Annotated in this window: 23 protein-coding genes, 2 pseudogenes and 1 riboswitch; of the genes and pseudogenes, 7 read left to right on the top strand and 18 right to left on the bottom strand. The window is 45.7% G+C overall.

What is annotated here, in order from left to right; translation table 11 throughout:
* Positions 1 to 13: 13 nt before the first annotated feature.
* The 7 genes and pseudogenes from H6F44_RS08905 to H6F44_RS08880 form a co-directional block, all read right to left on the bottom strand.
* Positions 14 to 226, bottom strand: a pseudogene (locus H6F44_RS08905) (transposase); the annotation flags it as partial.
* Between the two features lie 42 nt (positions 227 to 268).
* A pseudogene (locus H6F44_RS23985) lies at positions 269 to 434 on the bottom strand (transferase hexapeptide repeat containing protein).
* A gap of 267 nt (positions 435 to 701) precedes the next feature.
* Positions 702 to 878: a hypothetical protein gene (locus H6F44_RS08900; RefSeq protein ID WP_190350597.1), complete on the bottom strand. Its 177-nt coding sequence runs from the start codon at positions 876 to 878 to the stop codon at positions 702 to 704.
* A gap of 128 nt (positions 879 to 1006) precedes the next feature.
* Positions 1007 to 1354 carry a type II toxin-antitoxin system RelE family toxin gene (locus H6F44_RS08895; protein ID WP_190350596.1) on the bottom strand — a complete coding sequence of 116 codons (348 nt, stop codon included), beginning with the start codon at positions 1352 to 1354 and terminating at the stop codon, positions 1007 to 1009.
* Positions 1344 to 1571: a hypothetical protein gene (locus H6F44_RS08890; RefSeq protein WP_190350595.1), complete on the bottom strand. Its 228-nt coding sequence runs from the start codon at positions 1569 to 1571 to the stop codon at positions 1344 to 1346. Before H6F44_RS08890 ends, H6F44_RS08895 begins: the two co-directional genes overlap by 11 nt.
* A gap of 179 nt (positions 1572 to 1750) precedes the next feature.
* Entirely contained in the window at positions 1751 to 1990 is a 240-nt protein-coding gene (locus tag H6F44_RS08885) for a hypothetical protein (RefSeq protein WP_190350594.1), read from the bottom strand.
* A gap of 300 nt (positions 1991 to 2290) precedes the next feature.
* The gene (locus H6F44_RS08880) at positions 2291 to 6109 is read right to left on the bottom strand and encodes a hydantoinase B/oxoprolinase family protein (RefSeq protein WP_190350606.1); all 3819 of its coding nucleotides are present in this window, start codon (positions 6107 to 6109) and stop codon (positions 2291 to 2293) included.
* Between the two features lie 89 nt (positions 6110 to 6198).
* Between H6F44_RS08880 and H6F44_RS08875 the strand changes: the two genes are divergently transcribed.
* Positions 6199 to 6960 carry a DsbA family protein gene (locus tag H6F44_RS08875; RefSeq protein ID WP_190350593.1) on the top strand — a complete coding sequence of 254 codons (762 nt, stop codon included), beginning with the start codon at positions 6199 to 6201 and terminating at the stop codon, positions 6958 to 6960.
* A 101-nt stretch (positions 6961 to 7061) separates the two neighbouring features.
* Here the strand turns inward: H6F44_RS08875 and hisG are convergent, their stop codons facing one another.
* On the bottom strand, positions 7062 to 7682 hold the full coding sequence (hisG, locus tag H6F44_RS08870) for an ATP phosphoribosyltransferase (RefSeq protein ID WP_190350592.1): 621 nt from the start codon (positions 7680 to 7682) through the stop codon (positions 7062 to 7064).
* 52 nt (positions 7683 to 7734) lie between these two features.
* Complete coding sequence (locus H6F44_RS08865) at positions 7735 to 9975, bottom strand: hypothetical protein (protein ID WP_190350591.1); 2241 nt, start codon at positions 9973 to 9975, stop codon at positions 7735 to 7737.
* 206 nt (positions 9976 to 10181) lie between these two features.
* A riboswitch (cobalamin riboswitch) is annotated at positions 10182 to 10339 on the top strand.
* A 32-nt stretch (positions 10340 to 10371) separates the two neighbouring features.
* Here H6F44_RS08865 and H6F44_RS08860 point away from each other — a divergent pair.
* The 5 genes from H6F44_RS08860 (at position 10372) to cobI (ending at position 15339) form a co-directional block, all read left to right on the top strand.
* Entirely contained in the window at positions 10372 to 11079 is a 708-nt protein-coding gene (locus H6F44_RS08860) for a HupE/UreJ family protein (RefSeq protein WP_190350590.1), read from the top strand.
* Between the two features lie 86 nt (positions 11080 to 11165).
* Positions 11166 to 12206, top strand: a complete 1041-nt coding sequence (gene cobW / locus H6F44_RS08855; protein ID WP_190350589.1) for a cobalamin biosynthesis protein CobW — start codon at positions 11166 to 11168, stop codon at positions 12204 to 12206.
* Between the two features lie 229 nt (positions 12207 to 12435).
* The gene (gene cobG / locus H6F44_RS08850) at positions 12436 to 14001 is read left to right on the top strand and encodes a precorrin-3B synthase (RefSeq protein WP_190350588.1); all 1566 of its coding nucleotides are present in this window, start codon (positions 12436 to 12438) and stop codon (positions 13999 to 14001) included.
* On the top strand, positions 13994 to 14623 hold the full coding sequence (locus tag H6F44_RS08845) for a precorrin-8X methylmutase (protein WP_190350587.1): 630 nt from the start codon (positions 13994 to 13996) through the stop codon (positions 14621 to 14623). The genes cobG and H6F44_RS08845 overlap by 8 nt, the downstream gene beginning before the upstream one ends.
* Before the next feature lie 14 nt (positions 14624 to 14637).
* Positions 14638 to 15339: a precorrin-2 C(20)-methyltransferase gene (cobI, locus tag H6F44_RS08840; RefSeq protein WP_190350605.1), complete on the top strand. Its 702-nt coding sequence runs from the start codon at positions 14638 to 14640 to the stop codon at positions 15337 to 15339.
* A 47-nt stretch (positions 15340 to 15386) separates the two neighbouring features.
* Here the strand turns inward: cobI and H6F44_RS08835 are convergent, their stop codons facing one another.
* The 9 genes from H6F44_RS08835 to H6F44_RS08795 all read right to left on the bottom strand — a co-directional run bounded on the left by H6F44_RS08835 (position 15387) and on the right by H6F44_RS08795 (position 21882).
* Positions 15387 to 15746 carry a CpeR family transcriptional regulator gene (locus tag H6F44_RS08835; RefSeq protein WP_190350586.1) on the bottom strand — a complete coding sequence of 120 codons (360 nt, stop codon included), beginning with the start codon at positions 15744 to 15746 and terminating at the stop codon, positions 15387 to 15389.
* Positions 15724 to 16329: a chromophore lyase CpcT/CpeT gene (locus H6F44_RS08830; RefSeq protein ID WP_190350585.1), complete on the bottom strand. Its 606-nt coding sequence runs from the start codon at positions 16327 to 16329 to the stop codon at positions 15724 to 15726. Before H6F44_RS08830 ends, H6F44_RS08835 begins: the two co-directional genes overlap by 23 nt.
* Before the next feature lie 67 nt (positions 16330 to 16396).
* On the bottom strand, positions 16397 to 16933 hold the full coding sequence (locus H6F44_RS08825; protein WP_190350584.1) for a phycobiliprotein lyase: 537 nt from the start codon (positions 16931 to 16933) through the stop codon (positions 16397 to 16399).
* Positions 16933 to 17706 carry a phycobilisome linker polypeptide gene (locus tag H6F44_RS08820; protein WP_190350583.1) on the bottom strand — a complete coding sequence of 258 codons (774 nt, stop codon included), beginning with the start codon at positions 17704 to 17706 and terminating at the stop codon, positions 16933 to 16935. Before H6F44_RS08820 ends, H6F44_RS08825 begins: the two co-directional genes overlap by 1 nt.
* A gap of 138 nt (positions 17707 to 17844) precedes the next feature.
* Positions 17845 to 18594: a phycobilisome rod-core linker polypeptide gene (locus tag H6F44_RS08815; RefSeq protein WP_190350582.1), complete on the bottom strand. Its 750-nt coding sequence runs from the start codon at positions 18592 to 18594 to the stop codon at positions 17845 to 17847.
* A gap of 308 nt (positions 18595 to 18902) precedes the next feature.
* Positions 18903 to 19763, bottom strand: a complete 861-nt coding sequence (locus H6F44_RS08810) for a phycobilisome linker polypeptide (RefSeq protein WP_190350581.1) — start codon at positions 19761 to 19763, stop codon at positions 18903 to 18905.
* A 304-nt stretch (positions 19764 to 20067) separates the two neighbouring features.
* Positions 20068 to 20421 carry a 50S ribosomal protein L20 gene (gene rplT, locus H6F44_RS08805; protein WP_190350580.1) on the bottom strand — a complete coding sequence of 118 codons (354 nt, stop codon included), beginning with the start codon at positions 20419 to 20421 and terminating at the stop codon, positions 20068 to 20070.
* Between the two features lie 72 nt (positions 20422 to 20493).
* Positions 20494 to 20691 carry a 50S ribosomal protein L35 gene (gene rpmI, locus H6F44_RS08800; protein WP_169362119.1) on the bottom strand — a complete coding sequence of 66 codons (198 nt, stop codon included), beginning with the start codon at positions 20689 to 20691 and terminating at the stop codon, positions 20494 to 20496.
* A gap of 114 nt (positions 20692 to 20805) precedes the next feature.
* Positions 20806 to 21882, bottom strand: coding sequence for an Mrp/NBP35 family ATP-binding protein (locus H6F44_RS08795; protein WP_190350604.1), 1077 nt, complete (start codon positions 21880 to 21882; stop codon positions 20806 to 20808).
* Between the two features lie 290 nt (positions 21883 to 22172).
* On the opposite strand from H6F44_RS08795, the gene H6F44_RS08790 reads away from it, so the two are divergent.
* A complete protein-coding gene (locus tag H6F44_RS08790; RefSeq protein WP_190350579.1) occupies positions 22173 to 22493 on the top strand; it encodes an STAS domain-containing protein in 321 nt (106 codons plus the stop codon).
* The last annotated feature ends 18 nt before the right edge of the window (positions 22494 to 22511 follow it).

Below are 22511 nucleotides of genomic sequence, written 5' to 3'. Positions count from 1 at the left end.
TTAGGACTTACGCAAGAACCATAGTACAAGCAATGTGTTTGCGCTGAATTCTGGATTTACGGCACTGGCAAGCCTCAATGCCCGACAATTGCTTAATTTCCCGATGAAATTCCTCAATATTCCACCTGATGGAGCAAATAGCTTGTACTTCATGGGTGTAGTCTTGAGTTAATCTGCCCAAATTTCTGATGTCGATCGCTTTGGTTTGGATAGCGCCGTATTTAATCCTTTTTAGATAATCGCTTCCGCTTTGCTTAACTGCTCGACATCATGAGTCAAGAGCTTCAAGAAAAGCTGAGTCATCGGAGATGGAACCTATGAGTTTATCAAGCCAGTTGTCGGAGCTAGGCTTACTTTCAAATTTATGTTGAAGATCAAAAAACACTTGTTCAAGCGTTGCTCAAGCGTTGCTCAAGCGTTGCTGTATCTAGCATGGTTGCTCCTAGGTTGAAAGTTATTACTCAGTTGAGTAGCGAAAGACTTACTCTAGTCTAACTAAAAATTGTATCGGTGTTCAAGTTAGTGTCAGTATAAACAAAAATAAGGTGAGTTGCACTTCATTAATGTAGCAGACAAGATCAGCGATCTCTATTACCATAAATCATGATTTCTAGGCGATCGCCCCAACAATCTATCTCCTAAAGCCGATCGCTACTACCATAAATCATGATTCCTAGGCGATCGCACCAACAATTTATCTTCTAAAGGCGATCGCTAATACTGTAAGTCATAATTTCTAGGCGATCGCCGATCAATTGTATATTTAGCTGCTTAGTGGTGCAGAAAACTTTTGGCGTATCAAATAAGATGGCGAGACTTAGTTTAAGAAAAGCCTGTAAACACCTATACTCGTTGATATTGCCATTATGATCATGCATTTACACAAAAAATCCATATTTGCTTATTTTTTTGAAAACCTTGCTAGATAAGGGTTTCAAAAACGGCTAGAGTTTTCTGCACCACTAAGATTTAGCTGTATTGCGAGCGCTCTAAAATGTTTTCGTAACTATTCCTCCACAAATTCTTTAATAATTTTTTCGATCACATTATTCTCTATATCTGACGTGTCGGACTTAGAATAAATCGTCACCAAAACCACACTGATTTCAGTTTTTACATAATAAATAACCCGATAACCTGCGCTTTTTCCCTTTTGAATATAGCTGTTTTTGAGACGAACCTTAAATACTTGATTATTCAAACCAGAAATTTGATCGCCTAAAATTTCTCCTGATTTAAGCTGCTCAATTAGAGGTTCTAGATCCTTACGAATTGAACGATAACGTTTAGCTAATTGACTGAGATCTTTTTTGAAACGGGAAGTCAGAAAAATCTCAATAGAATTACTCGACATCAATCCCCTCCCACATCTGAGATAGAGGAATAGTTTGACCACTCATCGCCTCTTTGAGTCCTTGTCTAATACCCTCGATAACAATATCATCAGGGGTATCATCAAGATCCTCACGGTTTTTTTCGACTAAATATTGCAAAACTTCTTGCTGCTCATTAAGTGAAAGTTGATCGATCAAAGTAAAAACCTGATCTTTTGTAATTTGTAAAGTTAGCATAAGTGTTAATTTCCTTAAGTGTTATTCATGAATTTAGCAAAATATTATTTTCTATTACCTAAATTATAACGTTACGTCAATCCTAAACTCTTCACACCCTCCAAGTCAGGCGATCGCACCAACAATCTATCTTTTCAAGGCGATCGCTATTCCCATAAGTCGTAATTTCTAGGCGATAGTCATGACTCGGCAATAATGCGAGCATTCATAAGTGTGAAAATGCGATCAAGTTCAGTGATGCCAGCAAGCTCAGCACTTTCCTCTAGGGTGAGGATGTTATTTTTTTTGCGTTCGATGAGGATTTCGAGGCGCAATTGAAGATCATCATTGAACTTAAAAAGGTTAAGACCTCTTACCTTTTGGATTTGAATGCCAACCTCTATCCAGAAAGAAGGTTGCACCATTGTTTGAGTAATCATATTTACTACCCTTGTGTATATTCTTGATTGTTACAATTAGAATCTTTCAAAGTTTGAAGACTGCATAGGCAACTAAACCTTATGTGCAATGCTTTAATGACAGCGACTTTATTATAGCGTTAGACATCTTTAAAAATCAGACAAGCCAGATCGCAATTACCATAAGTCGTAATTTTTAGGCGATCGCCTCAACAATCATCTACTAAAGGCGATCGCTATTACTGTGAGTCGTGATTTTTAGGCGAGTGGCTATGAGCTAAACCCTATTCAAATTTCTGGTGGGTTTGAGTGCAAAGCACTTTAAGCACCATAACCGCCACCACCAGGGGTTTCGATCGCAAAGATGTCGCCAGATTCCATTCTTACCGTAGCAGTGCTGGGTAAATCGAGAATATCGCCGTTAGATTTAATTACATAATTGCGTCCTGTTTGGGCGGCACCACCTTTGAGACCGAAGGGAGCGATCGCTCGACTGCTGGATAAAATGGCGGCAGTCATTGGTTCTAGAAACTTGATTTTTCTGATTACACCATTGCCACCTTTGGCTTTGCCGATACCGCCACTGTTAGCACGGATCGCAAATTGTTCTAACAACACAGGAAAGCGCCATTCCAGAATTTCAGGATCGGTTAATCGAGAATTGGTCATGTGGGTCTGTACCGCGTCAGTACCATCAAAAATGCCATCGGTATCCATGCCTGCCCCTGAGCCGCCGCAGATGGTTTCGTAATATTGATAGCGATCGCTGCCGAAGGTGAAGTTATTCATGGTTCCCTGAGCCGCAGCCATCACGCCCAGAGCGCCATACAAAGCATTAGCGATCGCCTGTGAGGTTTCCACATTCCCTGCCACCACCGCCGCAGGATAAACAGGATTTAACAGAGAACCCTCAGGCACAATTATTTCTAAAGGCACAAGGCAACCTCCATTTAAGGGAATCGCATCGGTGACAAGGGTGCGGAATACATAGAGAACGACAGCCTTACAGACCGCTAGGGGTGCATTGAAGTTATTAGCAGCTTGGGGCGAAGTGCCAGTGAAATCAATCTTAGCGCTACCCTCCTCCGCATTGAGACTAATGGCAACTTGGATTTGACTGCCATTATCCATGGGATAGATAAATTGATGCTGGTTCGCGTTATGTTCGTGATTGGCTTCGCGTTCATTCTGCCAAGCTTGGGCTAGTTGGGCGATCGCTTTTCTAATGGCTAACTCCGCATTGTCACGCACGAAGCCCATATAGGCATTCGTCATGGCAATGCCGTAATGCTTAACCATAGTTTGCAATTCCCTTGCGCCACACTCATTGGCAGCAATTTGTGCCTTGATGTCAGCGATATTCTGCTGCGGGTTACGGGCGGGATCGGCGCTAGATTGCAGCAAATTAAGGGTTTCAGCTTCACAGAATTTGCCATGCTTTACCACTGGGAAATTATCAAAGAGAATGCCTTCTTCATTGATATTGGTGCTATGGGAAGGCATGGAACCTGGAGTAATGCCACCGATGTCGGCATGGTGTCCCCGTGAGGCGACAAAAAAGGTGGGCTGGCGATCGCCATCAATAAAGACAGGCGTAATCAGCGTTAGATCGGGTAAATGTGTACCGCCATTGTAAGGATTATTAGTGGCAAAAACATCACCGTAATTAATTCCATTATCAATATCATTACGCCGATCGCGAATTAAAGCCTTCACACTTTCACCCATCGAACCCAAATGCACAGGGATATGCGGCGCATTAGCAACTAGTTCCCCCTGACGGTCAAAAATGGCACAGGAAAAATCTAAACGCTCACGAATATTCACACTGGCGCTGGTATTTTGCAGCGTGAAGCCCATTTGCTCAGCGATCGCCTGAAATAGATTATTAAAAATCTCCAACTTAATCGGATCGGGCTTAGGGAAATAATTCTGCCCTTGATCTTGCATCGGAACTTCAGCGATCGCCCTAACCCTTCGCAAGATCAAACAATGTTCCGCGTTTAACTCCGCTTCCCAATTTGGCTCAATCACATTTGTCCCTGTCGTATCCACAATCAGAGCCGCCCCCGCAACGCGATCGCCCACCCGCAAATCCTCCCGCCGCCAAATCGGCGCATCCCGCCATTCCCCCTGTATATAAACCCGAACTAATTCCCGTTCCCCATCTTCCCACTTCCCAATTCCCACTTCCCTATTTTCCCTTTCTACTTTTTCCTTTTTCCTTTCTACTTTTTCCTTTTGCAAAATTGCTTCCACCACAATCGCCTCCACCACAATCTCGCGATCGCTAAAAATAAAGCCATAGCGCTCTTGATGTAATGCTGCAAACTGATTTTGCAATGGCTTGAAAAGATGGTGATCTAGGGTTGCATCCAGAGGAATTTCTAAAGCAGAATCTGTACCGAAATAACGTAATCTGAGGGATGTTTCTAAGGATAGATGACCATCATGATCCCCTGCGTTAAGTTCGGCGATCGCTGCCTGACTCAGTTCTTGGGCGATCGCCGCTAGTTCCGTTAATAGTTCAATCGTGAGAATTGACTCCACGGAGCGATCGCGAATGGTGCGAACATCAGCAAGCCCAATGCCATAGGCGGATAAGACCCCTGCATAGGGATGGATCAAGATTTGAGAAATACCTAAGAGATCGGCGATCGCACAGGCATGTTGTCCACCCGCCCCCCCAAAGCAACACAGCACATATTCGGAAACATCATAGCCCCGTTGAATGGAGATTTTTTTAATTGCCATCGCCATCTTTTCCACCGCAATTTCCAAAAAACCTTGAGCTACTTCTTCAGGACTGCTGATCTGCCCCGTTACTAAACTAATTTCTTCGGCAAGTTCTCTAAATTTCTGCTGTACGATTTCCCGATCTAATGGCAAATTGCCATCCTTCCCAAAGATGGCAGGGAAATAATCGGGCTGCAACCTGCCTAACATCACATTGCTATCTGTGACCGCCAATGCCCCCCCATTACGGTAGCAAGCTGGGCCTGGAAATGCCCCCGCCGATGCAGGACCTACCCGATAGCGCGATCCATCAAAACGCAAAAGCGAACCACCACCCGCCGCCACCGTATGGATCGCCATCATCGGCGTACTGAGGCGTACCCCAGCCACTTCCGTATGCAGCGATCGCTCGTAATGTCCTGCATAGTGCGCCACATCCGTAGAAGTGCCGCCCATGTCAAAGCTAATAATTTTATCAAATCCTGACTGTAAGCAGGTTTGCACCGCGCCGACAATGCCCCCTGCGGGCCCTGAGAGAATGCTGTTTTTACCACGAAAGGATTTAGCATCGGTCAAGCCGCCATTGGACTGCATGAACATTAACTTACAGGGCTGGGGATGAGAATGTTGCGAAGCAACATTCTCATCCTCTTGATTTCGTAATTCGGCATTAAAGCGATCGACATAGCGCTTGAGAATTGGGGATAGGTAAGCATCGACAACGGTAGTGTCAGCGCGATTGATGAATTTGATGAGCGAACTAATTTCATGGGAGATGGAAATTTGCGTAAATCCGATCTGTTGCGCGATCGCTGCTAAACGCTGCTCATGATCATGATAGCGATAGCCATGTAATAGGGTGATCGCACAGGAACGGATGCCTAAATCATAGGCAATTTGCAATTCCTGAATTGCGCGATCGGTATCTAAGGGAATTAATAATTCACCGTGGGCGCTGTAACGTTCCCTAACTTCAATTACGCGCTCATAGAGCATTTCTGGCAAAATAATCCTTTGAGCAAAGATATCAGGACGATTTTGATAGCCAATCCTGAGCGCATCGCCGAAGCCTTCAGTAATCAACAAAACTGTGCGATCGCCTTTGCGTTCCAATAGGGCATTAGTGGCAACCGTGGTTCCCATCTGAATTGCAGCAATCTGCTCAATGGGAATAGATTCTGTCTCCGCCAACCCTAAAATATCGCGAATCCCCTGTATCGGTGCATCGCTGTAACGTTGGGGATTTTCTGACAATAACTTATGGACGATAATTTGGCGATCGGGGCTTTGGGCGACAATATCCGTAAATGTGCCACCGCGATCGATCCAAAATTGCCACCGCGATCGCTGAGGTTGCACCTGATCAATCGCAATATGCTCAATATCGTTATGCCCTATTTCCATAAATTCCATTGTAAAATTCTAAACATCAGCCCAGACAACCACTCAATTCTACTTTTTCCTTTTTCCTTTCTACTTTTTCCTTACTCAATATGCGTCTCAAACCTCTTATTTGGTCAGCCCTAGCCGCCCTCCTGCTAGTGATCACCAGTTGCGCCTCCCTCGGACAATCCGCTAATGCCCAACTTTCAGATACTCAACTTGAAACCAAAGTCTTAGAGATTATCCGCAAAAATCCGCAGGTAATCATCGACTCAGTGCAATCCTACCAAAGATCGCAGGCACAGCAAGAGGAAAAGTTACGCGAGCAGGTACTATCGCAAATTCGCCAAGAACCAAAGCTGCTACTGCGTAATTCCCCCGTCACTGGCTCAAGCAGCCAAAAAATCATCCTTGCTGAGTTTTCTGATTTTGAATGTCCTTTTTGCGCTAGGGGTCACGCAGTGGTCAAAGAATTCATGGCGAAAAATCAAAAGGACGTAACCTTAGTATTCAAGCATTTCCCCCTAGCAGAAATTCATCAACAGGCGCAACCTGCGGCTTACGCTTCATGGGCGGCGATGCAGCAGGGCAAATTTTGGGAATATTACGATGCTTTGTTTGAGCAACAAAACCGCTTGGGTGAAGATTTTTACCTAGAGTTGGCAAATAACTTCAAGCTTGATATTCCTAAATTTAACCGCGATCGCCAAAGTGCCGAGGCAAAGGCGGCGGTGAAAAAGGATTTTGAGTTAGGCAAATCCTTGGGTGTGCGCGGTACGCCTTCCTTCGTGATGAACGGCGTATTTTTCTCAGGTGTCCCCAATGTGAGCGACTTAGAAGCACTACTTGCCCAAATCAAGGCTGGCAGTTGATCCCAGTGCCAAGCCTAAAAAGATCCCCCTTTTTAAGGGGGATTTAGGGGGGGATTTAGGGGGGGATTTTTGGAGAGCAAAACTTTTAAAACAGGCTCCTATTAGATTTGCTGAATAAGTTGACCAAAGCGATCGCTGTGGAGGCGATAACTGAGAGGGTGAGCGATCAAACGGGCAGTGCTGTGATACAACACTTCGATCTCAATGAGTCCGTTGTCTTTGAGGGTCTTGCCCGTGGAAACCAAATCCACGATCGCCTCAGCCATGCCTGTAATCGGACCTAATTCTACAGAACCATAGAGGGGAATAATTTCTACGGGTAAATCGATGCTATCAAAGTAAGTTCGGGCGCAATTGACATATTTAGAGGCAATGCGGCTATGGGGCGGCAAGTCAAGGGGCGATTGGTAGCCACTGGCTTGGGCAACGGCGATCGACATACGACAGCCGCCAAAGCCAAGATCAACTAATTTGGCAACTTTTGGGGTTTTTTCACGCAATACATCTTCGCCAACGATACCCATCTGCGCCTGTCCATATTCCACATACACAGGCACATCCTGCGCCCTAACCAATAGAGCCTTAGCTGTTCCTGTGGGATCGGTGATTTGCAATTGACGGTTAGACTCATCAAGAAAAGCACTAAAGTCTAGTCCTGCTTTTTGCAATAGCTGAATCGAGTCTTTGAAAAGGGAACCTTTAGGCAGTGCGAAGGTGAGCATAGAGCGCAGTGATGAGATTTTGCCCTAGCATTTTACAGCGCTTTGCCCTGATTTAGCGAAAGTTCCAAACTTCATAACGTCCATTGCGGAGGGTGAGAATCTGCCCGACCGTGGAGCTAGGCAAAACATCGATCCAAAGTCGCCCCCCATTCATATCGCTAAACAATAGAGTGCCGTCACTAGCAAAAGCGATCGCCATTGGATAGTAGCGATCGCCGAGATCCACCTGTTCCCGTTCTAGCAGCAGCAAATATTCAGACTTACCCACACCATCAAGATCCACCGCCAAGATTCGCCATTGTCCTTGCACTAATAAACTAAATTCTTCGATGCTGACAGAGACTTGACCATTGCCCTGCAACTGGCGATAGGCATTGCGAATAATGCGTTCAATCACTTGGGGAGTGAGGCTATTCCATGCCACAGATTGGCCGTTAGGTGGATTAAACGCGCCACCACTGGTGATGAGGGGCGGGATAATGCTGCTATTGAGCAAACTGGCTAGACTATCTTGTCCTGATGCCAAAATTCTGAGGTCGCCGTCATCGCTGACCCAGAGGGACTGGGCGGTAATGGTGGCGGTTTGAACCTTGCCATAGGCATCGTACAAAATGATCCCAAGGTTATTATTGAGGGCTAGCCCAAGGACACGCCATAGTAAGCGCGAAGAGCGATCGCTCAGTTCTGGAATGGGGGCATTGCGCCACTGCTGATTGTCCTTAAATAAATGGATGGAAACCTCATACCATGCCTGATTTGGCTCTAACGGTGACGGCGGCAAGAACCAATCTTTGCTGCCATTGTTTCTGCCCAGATGGCTAACCGTACCCAGTAGTTGCTGCGGATTAAGTCCGAGGGGGGCGAGGTCCAATCTTTGCAAGATGGGGTCATAGTCTTTGGCAGCGATTTTTTGCGATCGCAGCCAGGTTTCAGCACGGCGCAAGCCTTGTTTTTGCAAAACCACTAAGCCACCCCATAGCTTCACTTCCTGCTTTACGCCTGTGAAGGTGAGCATGGCATTGACACGCTGCCAAATATGAGGATGGTACTTGGCTAACATTTCGGCAATTTGCTCGCCCTTGTATGCGGGGTCGCTAGCGATCGCCAGTGCCACATCCCAACGTCCATCAACAATATTGACAAGGGCTTTTTTGCCAAGGTTGCTGATTGGTTGCTGGGCTTGGGCAACGGTAGCTTGAGCATGGAGCGCGATTAGATCGTACTGTTCTTGCAAAAATGGGGCTATCTCCTTACCTTGCGATCGCAAATCCGTTAGCAGCGTATCAAACTTGACGAGGGCAGGCGACCATAGCCCTGCACTAGCCAAAACCAAGGCTTCGCGATAGATGGGCGGTTGATTTTTAGCTTCATTGAGATTTACTTGGCGCAATTGCCAAGGCGCAGGGGCGATCGTTTGCGGTTGCGCGGCACTTGGTTCTAGTTGCCATACTAAAAACGCGGGTTCCACAAACTGGGTTTGATTGACAACCAACTGCTGTGCTTTATTTTTCGAGGAAGCTAAGACATTGCGCCATTGGGGAAGTTCTGCCGCAGGGCTAGTCCATGCTTCCATTTCATAGAGTTGCGATCGCTTGCCTGAGACAAAATGATAGATCTGTCCATAGGTAATCCCATCGACTGTTGCGGAAGTGGTAAACCATAGCCCACCATATTCCTTGGGGGTATTGGCTAAAAGGGACAGCTTTTTGAGCGGGAGGCGGTTGCGATTGGGTTGCAGTCGTTCGGGAAGGTCATAGGTGACATATTTCAGTAAAGGCGATCGCACAAAGTATTCATCAATACCTGCGATCGTTGTGGTGCTGACTAAAAGTAATTTCTCTTCGCCCCGATCCTCTATTTTTTGGTAGAGACGGATTTCCCTGATATTTTTTGTTTCCTTCTCTAAAACTGTATAGATAATTTCCCCAGCTTTTAAATCATAGCTTTCGCCTAGTTGCAATTGCACCTTTGCGAGCTCCCCTTGAATCTCCTTTGAGCTTTTGGGAAGGTTCCAAAAGGAGTTAGTATAATAAACCGATGATTCTGAAGGGGATAACCAACTAATTGCGGTGGGATCGTACAAACAAACCAGTCCAAACCCTGCGAAGGCAAACAATGCAGGTATGCTCAAGACTAAACCTAAGTTAGACCATGTGAAGCGATCGCAAGGGTTATCCTCTGGTATTGCGATATCGCTATTAGGGCTTGAGGATTCAGGCAGATAATCCATGCACGACATCATCGATTTGAGACTGCCATAGCCTATCACAATAGAAGTCGATGGTGTTGTCACTTTTTCATGAACTATTTTTCATGAACTATTTTTCATGAACTGTTTTATAGTCCGAGTAAGATTTGCAAGCCTGATAAATTCAAGCCTGATAAATTCAAGCCTATAAATCTGGTAACATTTGCTCTTAAAGTTAGCAAATTATTGTAGAGTCGTAAAGCCGTTCTAGTTTTAACGGGGAACAGCCGTTAGAAAAGTGAAATTAAGTAGATTGTTTGGATTTATTTAGTTTTGCAAATGGGGAAAGTTTGGTGAGAGTCCAACGCTGTACCGCAACTGTAAAAGGCGCTATAGCAATTTGTTTTCCCGTTGGCAAACCAAATTGCTGTCCTAAAGTCAGGATGCCCGCTAGAGCTAGGTTTGTATGTTTTGTTTATCCATATCTGCGAGTTACAGATCATGAATTTGTCTAAGGGTTTATCAGGTTTTTGTTCGTCAGTTCTTGCTTCTGTGCAGAACAAGGTATTGGCGATCGCCTGTGCATGGATTTTTGCTTTTAGCTTTTTAGTATTTGCCAGTCCCGCCGCCGCGCACCATCCTCTAGGCGGCAAAGTGCCTAGCAACTTCTTTGAAGGGTTTATGTCGGGCTTGGCTCACCCTGTGATTGGTTTTGATCATTTAGCCTTTATTGTTGCCATTGGTTTATTTGCGGCTGTCAAAAAGCAGGGTTTCTGGATACCTCTCGCCTTTGTGGGTTCGGCAGCGATCGGTACAGGTTTGCACTTGATGAGTATCGATCTGCCCCTAGTTGAATTAGCTGTTGCCACTTCCGTATTAGGCTTCGGTATTCTCTTAGCCATCAAAAACAGCCCCAATTATCTCGTAGTTACCGCTTTGGCGGCGATCGCGGGGTTATTTCACGGTCACGCTTACGGCGAGGCCATTTTTGGCGCAGAAAATGTGGCGCTATGGTCTTACTTGGCAGGATTCACGATTATTCAACTGGTTATTTCAGGCGCAGCATTTTTTGCTGGCAAAAAGGTGTTGAGTGGTGATTTGGCGATCGCCCCGAATTTGCGATCGGCTGGTTTAGTCATTTGCGGTATCGGCGCAAGCCTTTTGGCTTCAAATATTTCGGCTCTAATTTTCTCTGTACCTAAAAGCTAGATTTCCCCATAGTAGGAGCAATTCATGAATTGCCCCTACTGTGAAATTTCTATAATGTAGGTTTTTAAAGTTTTTTAGAGAGAATTATGGCAGCGAAAATCCCTGTAACTGTGATTACTGGCTTTTTGGGCAGTGGCAAAACCACGCTGATTAGGCAACAGTTACAAAATAATCAAGGCAAACGTATTGCCGTACTGGTCAATGAATTTGGTGAAATTGGCATTGATGGCGATTTGTTGCGATCGTGCAAAGTCTGTGATGAAGATGGCGTAGAAGTTATGCCCAACATTGTCGAGCTAACCAATGGCTGTCTTTGCTGTACGGTGCAGGATGAATTTCTGCCCACGATGCAGGAATTGCTAAAGCGCCGCGATCAAATCGATTGCATCCTGATCGAGACTTCTGGTTTAGCCTTGCCTAAACCACTGATTCAAGCCTTTAAATGGCAAGAAATTCGCAATGGCGCGACTGTGGATGGCGTGATCACGGTTGTGGATTGTGAGGCGATCGCCAATGGCAAATTGGTCGGCGATCTTGATGCCCTCAATGCTCAACGTCAAGAAGATCCCAATCTCGATCATGAGACTCCCATTGAAGAACTATTTGAGGATCAGTTAGCCTGTGCAGATTTGGTGCTATTAACCAAATCTGATTTAATTGATGCTGATGCTCAAAACAAAGTTCATGCTTGGCTCAAACAAGAATTGCGTCAAGGGGTGAAGGCGATCGCCTGCGATCAAGGCAAAATTAGCTCTGAGATTTTGTTAGGCTTTAATGCTGCCGTTGAGGACAATCTCGATTCGCGCCCCAGTCACCACGATCACGAAGAAGAGCATGACCATGACGACGATATTAATTCGATTAATGTCATTACCGAGCAATCCTTTGAGCCTTCGCAATTATTAGCATCACTCAAACAGGCGATCGCTGATCAAGAAATCTATCGCATCAAGGGATTTGTAAATGTCCCCAACAAGCCGATGCGAATGGTCTTGCAAGGAGTCGGCGATCGCCTTGAGACTTCCTACGATCGCCTCTGGTTAAAGGATGAAGTCCGCCAAACCCGTCTTGTATTTATCGGTCAAAGCTTAGAGCGCTCCCAAATCGAATCCGCTTTGAGTTTGTAAGTCCCTCACCCCTCTACCCCCCCCTTCCCTATTGCGCTACAGCGTACACACAAGTTACTAGTTATATCGTTAGTTAAAGATCCCCCCCAGCCCCCCTTGTAAAGGGGGGAGAATTTTCTTCTTCCCCCTTTACAAGGGGGATTGAGGGGGATCTAAACCCTGAAACGAAGACAGAGAGACTTGTGGTAAACGGTAGCCAATGTGATTATTATTTCTGGAATTTCCTCAATTGCAATCTACTACCGCTATTTGTCCTAGTCTTTTTAATGCCACCACTGCTCAAGATGGCATCCTTTCGCGCATCCGTTTACCTGCGGGATTGATCACCGCTTCGCAATGTCAACTAATTAGCGAAATTGTTAATCAGTTTGGCACTAATCAATTTGGCTATGGCGAAGTCCAAATCACTAATCGCGCTAACCTGCAAATCCGCACCAGCGCTGCCCTCAGTGAAAATACACTTCTCGATCTGCAAGACTATGGATTAGCTTCTAGTTGCCCCGACACAGACGGTTTACGGAACATCATGGCAAGTCCCGCCGCAGGGATTGATTCACAAGCGCTTGTCAATACAATTCCCTTAGTCAAGCAATGGAACCTCTATTTATTAAATCATCCAGAATTAGCAATTCTCTCTAATAAATTCAGCGTCTGTTTTGATGGCGGCGAGTCAATTAACATCAGCGATCGCCCCAATGATATTTGCTTTAAAGCCCTAGCAATCAAAGATGAAATTTATTTCAGCTTGCAATTAGGATCTGAAGTAATAGGGATTTTAATCCCCTACTCCCAAGTAATCGCAGTTCTCGCCGCCCTAACAGAAGTTTATCGCGACTATACAGAACAGAAAATAGAACAAAGACTAGAGCAAGATTCTAAAAACCTGCGATCGCGTCCTCCCAGATTAAGAGAACTGCTCAATGATTGGGGCATAGACAAATATCTTGATCTAGTTGCAGAGAAATTAAACTCTAAATCCCCCTCAATCCCCCTTAAAAAGGGAGACGAAGAAATCTCCACTCCCCCCTTTACAAGGGGGGCTGGGGGGGATCAACACCTTGAATCGCAGATAGAAAGACCCTCACCCCTAGCCCCTCTCCCAAAAGGGGAGAGGGGGACAAGAGGTTATCAACATCTCGGTATCCACCCTCAAAAACAAGCGGGACTGGCTTACATTGGCATAGTCGTACCATTGGGAAGATTAACGGCTCAGCAATTGCGAGGACTAGCAGAACTCGCTAAACAATATGGTGGCGGCGCTTTGCGGTTGACACCTTGGCAAAATATTTTATTAACGGATATTACGATCGCCGATCTTGCCAAAGTTACAGAATTAATCGCGAACTTAGGATTATCTATTTCGCCAACAAATCCCTATGCTGCGATCGCCGCTTGTTCGGGCATCACAGGCTGCAAATCTGCCCATACCGACACCCAGACAGATGCTAAGGCGATCGCTTCCCATTTAGAGAAATGTATGCAATTGGACGAGCCAATTAATTTCCATTTTTCGGGTTGCGATAAGTCTTGCGCTCAGCACCATGCCAGCGACATCGCGATCGTGGGTCAAGATTCCCGAACTTACAAAATTTATATTGGTGATGGCGAAATCCATTTTGGGCGCGAGTTATATGCTGAATGTATGGCTAGCGAATTGCCGCAGTTAATGGAACGCCTAATTAATGTTTATCAAACTCAGCGCCAACCCAATCAGAACTTTCGTGAATTTGTGAATCAATCTGATTTACCAGAATTAAATCGAAAATTGAGACAGGGAGCGATCGGTCATGCTTGATTACATTCGTGATGGTAATGAGATCTATCGTCAGTCCTTTGCCACAATTCGCGCTGAGGCTGACTTTTCGAGATTACCGCAGGATCTCGAAGTGGTGGCGGTGCGTTTGATCCATGCCTGCGGCATGACCGATATTGTCCAAGATCTTGCCTATTCGCAGGATGTGGTGCAGATTGGGCGTGCAGCTTTGCAAAATGGCGGCAATATTCTCTGTGACGCGCAGATGGTGGCGAATGGTGTCACCCGTAAGCGTTTACCCTCCCAGAACCAAGTAATCTGCACCTTAAACGATCCTGCCGTTCCTGAACTAGCCCAAAGCATTGGCAATACGCGCTCGGCGGCAGCGCTGGAACTATGGCGATCGCATATTACTAATTCCATCGTGGCGATCGGTAATGCGCCCACGGCTCTGTTTCGGTTACTAGAATTACTCGATGATGGTTTTCCCAAGCCAGCCGTTATACTAGGATTCCCCGTTGGTTTTGTTGGGGCGATCGAGTCTAAGGCAGAACTAGCCGCCAATAGTCGCGGAATTCCTTTTTTGACGATTCACGGGCGGCGCGGTGGCAGTGCGATCTGTGCAGCAGCAATCAATGCATTAGCAATGGAGAATGAATTATGAACGAATCTCAAACCATGACTAAGGGCAGTCTCTACGGCGTGGGCATTGGCCCTGGCGATCCTGAATTGCTGACCATTAAGGCTCATCGGATTATCACCACCGTCCCTGTGATTGCCTATCCCACCATGGAAAATGGCAAGGTATTAGCAAGGGCGATCGTGGCGGATTTTATCCGTCCCGAACAGATCGAAGTGCCGATGCCTCTGCCCTTCAGCGTCGAGCGTTCTTCCCAACCCTATTACGATATTGCTGCGGCGAAAATCGCCGAACATTTGCAAGTTGGGCGCGATGTGGCGGTGCTATGTGAAGGCGACCCCATGCTATATGGTTCCTTCATGTATATTTTTCGGCGACTCGCTGACAGGTTCCATACCGAAGTTATCCCAGGGATTTCTTCCACCCTTGCCAGTGCCGCTATGCTCGGCGCACCCCTCACCTTCCGTAATGATGTATTAAGCATTATGCCCGCAACTTTGGATGCGGACACCCTGCACGATCGCCTAGCGGTGGCAGATGCCGCGATTATCATCAAACTTGGTCGCCACTTTGCCAAAATAAAATCGATTTTGCAGGATCTCAATCTCTGGGAACGCGCCCTCTATATCGAACGCGCCACTCTGCCCAATCAGGTGATCAAGCCTATTTCTGAAGTCGATCCTGATAACGTCACCTATTGGGCGATCGTGATGATTCCCAGTCAGACTAATCCCCAATGAGGCATTTGTGGCATAAAACTTTGCAAATATCTCATACCGCAAAACTACTAAGCTTGTTCATCAAACCTAGTGCGAAAATTGCCATACTTAATCCAATATTGACGCAGTTGATGGTGAGGAGTATGCAGACTTGCTTTAGAACGGTAGAGAATCACTTGGCGATGATCGCCCATCCAAATTTTGTCAACGGGTTCAACAGTAATGACCGTACCGCCCAAAGCTGCCACACATTCGCCAAAGCGTTCCACCGCACTATAATCAACACTTTCAAAGACAAAAAAATTTCCCGAACAAATTAGATGGCGACTGCGAATCCAACTCTGCATTTTTTTCTGAGCTTCGGGCGGCAATATTCTTGCCAGATTGACTGGTATTTCTATCGGTTTACAGGATATTGGGGACTTCATTGGCAAAGCTCTCTTTTTTTTCAAATCTTAATGGACCAGTAGTTGAACCCCAAACTTGTTGATGCGTGTTAATATCCATGCCTTTATCGAGACTAAGCCATGTCGTTTCAGTCACCTCGACATAGCTATCGAGATAGGTTTGACAGCCATTTTTCTCTATGAAGCAACTACTGCCCTCAACGCCACCGATATAGCGATCGCCTTCGCGCCGAAAGACCATTGAGCAGTTATAGCGCCTTGAGATCGCCTCTTTACTAATCGTTTTGAGAATGTCCAGATTGCGTCCTGCCCCTGCAAAGTACATTGCATTTTTGAGGCTATAGTTCTCTATATAGATGCGATCGCCTTGATCCACTAAACGATGGACACCTTGGCGGTAGGGAGTCCAGAGGTCATAGTCATAGACCTGTTCTGAATAGAGTCCAATTCCGTTAAAGAAGTCAAAGGGCAGAGGACGGAAGAACACATGAATATGGGCAAAGTCTCTAGGACTAGCGGCGGCTTGTTGGTAATTACTGAAATCACCTGCCATCCAACGGGCAAGGGTAATTAAATCATGGCAATTAGACTGGGATAGATCCATAGATTTAATAAGTGAAGATTAATATTAGGGCTTAGTATTAGCGTCAGCGCTACTATCCAGCATTTTGTCACGCACTTTGCGAACTTTGGCGAATTTCGGAAGAGAAAGAGGCAGTAATCACCCCAGTACCAGCACTGGTTTTAATCAGCGATACCCGACATCGGACATTGGGGTTAACAAACCAAATTTTTTCTTCAGCCGAGGCGCGATCATAGTTAGTCACTAAAACAAAGGTATTATCTTCGGTAATGTGATATTCACCGATCGCTGCCACCTCTTCGGCATAGCCGCGTTCTCGCAGGAGCTTGCCACAATTAGGCCGTTCAGGATCGGGGATCGGAACCAATACGCAATTACCTTTGATCTCTTCACTATCTTCCCAATCTGACTGACCAACCCAACTCATCCGAAAGGGGGCGATCGCCTCCTTGGGGTCAATGCTGTAAGCTTGACAAAGCGCAACGACTTCGGGAGCATCCAGAGCTAAGTCGGTGATGTCAATTTCTGACTGCACCGCCTCAAAGTGACCAAATGCCAAATGGTGAGCGCTACGCTGCGATCGCCAATGTCCGATAGAACCAGCAACAAACTCACGAATATCCATTAGTTTTTGGGCTTTCGAGGTGATTTAGTCGTGGTCTGAGCATTTTTGCGTTTATTAAAACCACTTGCTGCCGTTTTAGTTGAGGCTTTGGGCTTCTTCGCATTGGCAGTTGGTGCAATTTCTACATTCGCCACAAGTTCGCTCTTAAGCGCAATAGTTGGCTCAATAACTGGCTCAATAACTGGCTCAATAACTGGCTCAACAGGTTGTTCTGCGAGAACTTCTCCATTCAGAGGCAAATCGGCATTAGCGGTAGCCACGATGGGAATATCTGCGGAATCTTCCTTAACTATAACTTCATCTGCTGCCATAGGCTCAGCTAGAGCGATAACAACATTTTTTACCCCATCAACATCTGCCGCCTCAGCAAGAGATTCTCCAATCACCTGCATTTCCCCAACCTCGCAGTCCATCGCTTGCATATCGGTTGATTCAGCATCAGACGCTACTTCTGAGGCTTCAGAGCTAGTGGCACTAGTTAGCGCCTCAACGGTTATGGCAGTCGTCTCTGCAATTACATCTGCCTGTTGATCGGGCAGTTGTAGTTGGGATATAAAAACATTGCAAATTTTCCTGCCAGAACGTTTAATTGAGCGTAAGGTCTGGGAGAAACGATCATAGGGAACCGCGATCGCCAAGACACCTGCACGACCTATGCCCGAACGACCATTGTCCATGACCTCAATGACAACGCGACAACCTTGGCGATCGCTATAACAGTAAGGATGGTTGGCAATAGGATTATTGATATTTTGATTACTTACAGTTGACACAACAGACCTTGCTTGGTTTGTATATAGCCTAATGAGGCTGTGAAGATTACAGAAATATTTCTGAAAGCAGCACGAAGCTAGGCTCTCAAAAATATTTCTGGATTTAAATTAAGCGCAAAGCGCTGTAATCGGCTGATTCTAGGCGATCGCCGTGATGCTGACGATCTTGCCAGAAGTACGATTGATCCGTTGGATTTGAGCAGTCATATTGCTCAGCGAAACAATGTACTCAGTTTGGCTGACACGACGGCGCGTATCAAACTTAGAACCCGTCACCACAATCTTGAACCGCTTCTCAGTACCAGAACCAATCACATTCGATGTGGATGGCTTAATAACATTGCTGCTATTGGTTGCCAAAGCAAAAACCAACTGTGAGGACTGCACGGCGCTATCCGATTGGGCTGCACCACGATCTAACACAAACATACGGTTGTAACCGACTTGCTTGGCATTGTTGGCGCTGTTTTTGCCACGGCTATAGGGAACAGTGTCTTCGCCAAAGGCATCTTGATATTCATCGCTATCGATGTAAGAGTCGATGTCAGCAGCATAGCCTTCAGCGACAGTACGCACGATATGCTCAGACACTTCACGTTGATCTTGAGGAGCGCGTCCTAGCAGATGCAGAAAGTTTAATTCAACCGCACGGTAAGGAGCGCAGGCAGAAAAGTAGCGATCGCGATAAAAGTCTGACTTTGCCACGATCCGTACAAATTCACGCACAGTGATCGAGCGATCGCCAAGTTTAGACTCGGCAGCAATTAGACGCTCACTGTCCATTACATGGGGATTTCCCAACTGCTTGTATACAGAGCGAATCACAGTCTGTAAATCTTCAGAACTGCTATTGGCATAGAGTTTGACTGGTGCTAGTAAAGTTGCCATAGGTTGTTGTAAAAGCAAGATATAAGTAAGATATAAGCAAGATATAAGTATGATACAAATAGGTATCAAGAAATACTAAGAAATATCTCAGGGGGTTTTATTATGGTTTTTGTTATGAAAATTTTAAAATTAGTATAGCGATCGCAGTTTTGGCGATCCCATCAATTCAACAATTAGCCATAAATAAACTGAAAACCTGAGTTGCTGGACAGCCAGAGCCGAAGCAACAGCTACCCAGCATTTAGTTTACAAATTTAGCTATGACCAACCAGCCAAGCTAGTTGGCGCAAAGCACCAACTAGCCAAGACTAAACAGGCGTAATGCTAGCGATTACACCGCCTTGTTGGTGAATACGTTGGTATTCTTGAGAAAGCTGATCGAGGGGAACGAGGTAAACCTTGTTGCTACGGCGGAACTTGGAAATGCTATTGACGGTTTTGGCGCGATAGCCCGTAACTTCGACGCGGTATACCTTGCTTGTGGCTGTCCCAAAAGAACCACGGCGGGTCAAAGGCGCATCCGCAGGAGTACGGAATGAAGCACCATCGCCAGTGGATGGAATTACGGCGGTAGGGATAGATTTGATCATTAGACTGTTGAGCTTAGGGCTATTACCTGCCAAATCACCCTTAAGGCTACTGCTAGCAGCACCACGCACTAGTTCAAAGGTATGGGTAAACTGCACCAAATTAGTGATCGCTTCAGTCTTATAGCCTCGGATATAAGGAACAAAGTTTTCCCCAAAAGTATTTTGGTACTCATCACTGTCAATATAGGAGTCAATGTCAGCTTCAAAGCCTTGAGCATTGAGAATGTCGCTATGTTGACGCACCTCTGCATAATCAATGGGAGGGCGACCAAGCAGGTGGCGAAAGTTCAACTCTGTAGTGCGGTAAGGCGCAGCATTGTTAACAAACCGCGAACGATATAGCTCAGACTTAGCCACAGCGCGGACAAACTCCCGCACACTCAAATCACCATTCTTAAACTGAGACTCAGCAACAGTGAGTCTTTCACTTTCCATGACATAGGCATTGCCTAAGACTTGGCGATATACGGCACGAATGATTGTTTCGGTCTCTTCTAGGGACTGACCTAGCACCCTCTCTTGGGGTGGGGTTTCATCAAACAGACTAACACCCAAACGTGAAGCTGGTCCAAAAGGCATTACAGACTATCTCCTGATTTAAAAACGGGGGTATAAAAAATTTAAATTATGACAAATTAACCCAGAGGCTAGCCATTAACGATTCACAAAAACGTATCAACACTTTTGCAAAAGCTAATCTATCTAATAGCATCGGGATCAACTTAGCTAAACGCATTAAACGTATAAATTAATACGCTTAGTTATAGTCGATTTTCTTACAAGTCTGTTACCGAAACCATCAAGTTTTGTAAATCTTTATCACAAAAAAGAAAGGGAGGACACACTCAGTGTGTCCTCCCTTTCTTTTTTGTGCATCGCCTCATCAGATCATAGCTTTAGCTTTTTCAACGATCGCCGTAAAAGCTTGGGGATCGAGAATGGCGATCTGAGAAAGCATTTTGCGATTAATTTCGATATTGGCTTTCTTGAGTAAACCTGCAAACTTGCTATAGGTTAGACCCTGTTGACGGGCAGCAGCATTAATGCGGGTAATCCAGAGGCTACGGAAATCGCGCTTTTTCTTGCGGCGATCGCGGTAGGCATTACGCAGAGCTTTCATTACCTGCTGGTTTGCAGTACGGAACAGCTTAGAGTGCGATCCGCGAAAGCCCTTGGCTAATTTCAGTACTTTGTTGCGGCGCTTTCTAGCTACGTTACCGCGTTTTACTCTCGTCATGGCTTTTTGGTTATCGTGAAATGTGTTTACTTAACTTTTTTAGGGCGCGAAATGCCCCAAAAAATTCTTGATTTAGGCGTAAGGCATCATGGCACTTACTCTGTCATTATCAGTCTCATCGACTATAGCCATCTGACCCAATCTGCTCTTACGGGCAGTGGGCTTATGTTCTAGTAAGTGATTGCGACCAGCATGGCGGCGTGCAAACTTGCCGCTACCTGTCACCTTGAACCGCTTTGCAGCAGATTTACGAGTTTTTAGTTTAGGCACTTCTTTTTACAGGCGACTTTTTATAATCTGATTTTTTGACCTTTACGAGTTTATCACAATAAAAGTCAAGATAACAAATAATATTTACCAATCACCAATCACCAATCACCTTACCTATACCGCCACCTTCACCGCGATCGCCTTTGCAATTTCCCTGAGCGCCTTTGCTGATGCTGAATCAGGATGACCTAAAACAATCGGCACACCGCGATCGCCCCCTTCACGCAGACTAATTTCCAGAGGCACACAACCAAGCAAATCCACGCCAAGCTCTGCCGCCGCCTTTTTGCCGCCCCCCGACCCAAAAATGTCGTACTGCTTTTCAGGCAGATCGGGAGGAATAAAATAGCTCATGTTCTCGACAATGCCCAAAACAGGGATGCCCATATTTTGAAACATCTTCAAGCCCTTAAGCGAGTCTAAAAGTGAGACTGTTTGCGGTGTGGTCACGATCACGGCTCCTGCCAATGGCACAGATTGAGTGAGGGTTAATTGAGCATCACCAGTACCAGGGGGCATATCGACAATTAAATAATCCAGTTCGCCCCAATTGGCTTGGTATAAAAACTGACGAATTACGCCATTAAGCATTGGTCCCCGCCACACCACGGGCTGATCCTTCGCGATTAAAAATGCCATAGAGATCATCTTGACCCCATAGTTAAAGGCTGGCTCCACCACATCCGCGCCATTTTCCGCCTTGACCACTTTTATCTGCGCCGCCTCCATGCCCAACATTACGGGGACATTAGGCCCATAAATATCCGCATCAAGAATCCCGACCTTTGCGCCCATGTCAGCAAGGGCAACCGCCACATTGACCGCCACCGAGGTTTTGCCCACGCCACCTTTGCCACTGGACACCGCCAGTACATACTTAACGCCAGCGATGCCCTTGAGTGGGCTTGTAGGTGATTCAGGATTATTGACCACAGGGCTATTGGCGATTACTTTCACCCAAGCATCGGTGACATTGGCGATCGCCTTGATCGCCGTTTTACATTCTTGAATCAAGGCATCGCGGTGGGGGCTATTGGGATTGTCCATCAATAGCGTAAAACTAACTACCCCATTCGCCTTGACTGCAATATCGCGCACCATTTCCGCTTCAATAATACTTTTTTGGCGATCGCGATCCACAATCGGTCTTAATACATCCTGTATGGTTTGGATATTGGGCAAATCAGCCATAGGTTTGAATAATTCGGTATAGTTAACAATTACAAAAATTACAGCGCTTTGTGCGCTCACTTAAAACCCAAAGAATTTTCTGAAGGTAGAGTTTCGATCTCCTTGCAAAAGTTCTCTGTATTACATAAAGCCTTAAGGAACTGGACTGACATAAGATTCTAGAATCTCATAGAAATTGATGAGGTCTGGTAAAGTAACTTCAAGTTAAACTTAAAGCCAAGCTTTTATTAAAGCCCAAATGCGAGTCAAAAAATCAATACTTGTTGCAAACGTACTATCAGGAAAAATTAATGAGTAATCAAACTAAGATCGTCCAACCTAAAGGCAGATTAGATGTCACAACGGCGGCTGAATTTCGCCGCCAAGTTAGTGATATTGCCGCCTCGCCAAATCCTCCCAAATATTTGGTTTTGGATCTGCATGATGTCAACTTTATGGATAGCTCTGGACTAGGTGCTTTGGTTTCTGCCCTCAAATCAATCCGCAACATCAATGGTGACATGGTGATCTGTGGTGCTAATGATCAAGTACAGATGCTATTTGAATTAACCAGTATGACGAAGATTTTTAGGGTTTATCCCACTGTAGAAGAGTTTAATGCCACTTTGTAGAGAGTAGCGCCGCCCTTG

The organism is Pseudanabaena cinerea FACHB-1277 (genome assembly GCF_014696345.1).
GTDB classification, from domain to species: domain Bacteria; phylum Cyanobacteriota; class Cyanobacteriia; order Pseudanabaenales; family Pseudanabaenaceae; genus Pseudanabaena; species Pseudanabaena cinerea.
This window is presented reverse-complemented; position numbering and strand designations above follow the sequence as displayed.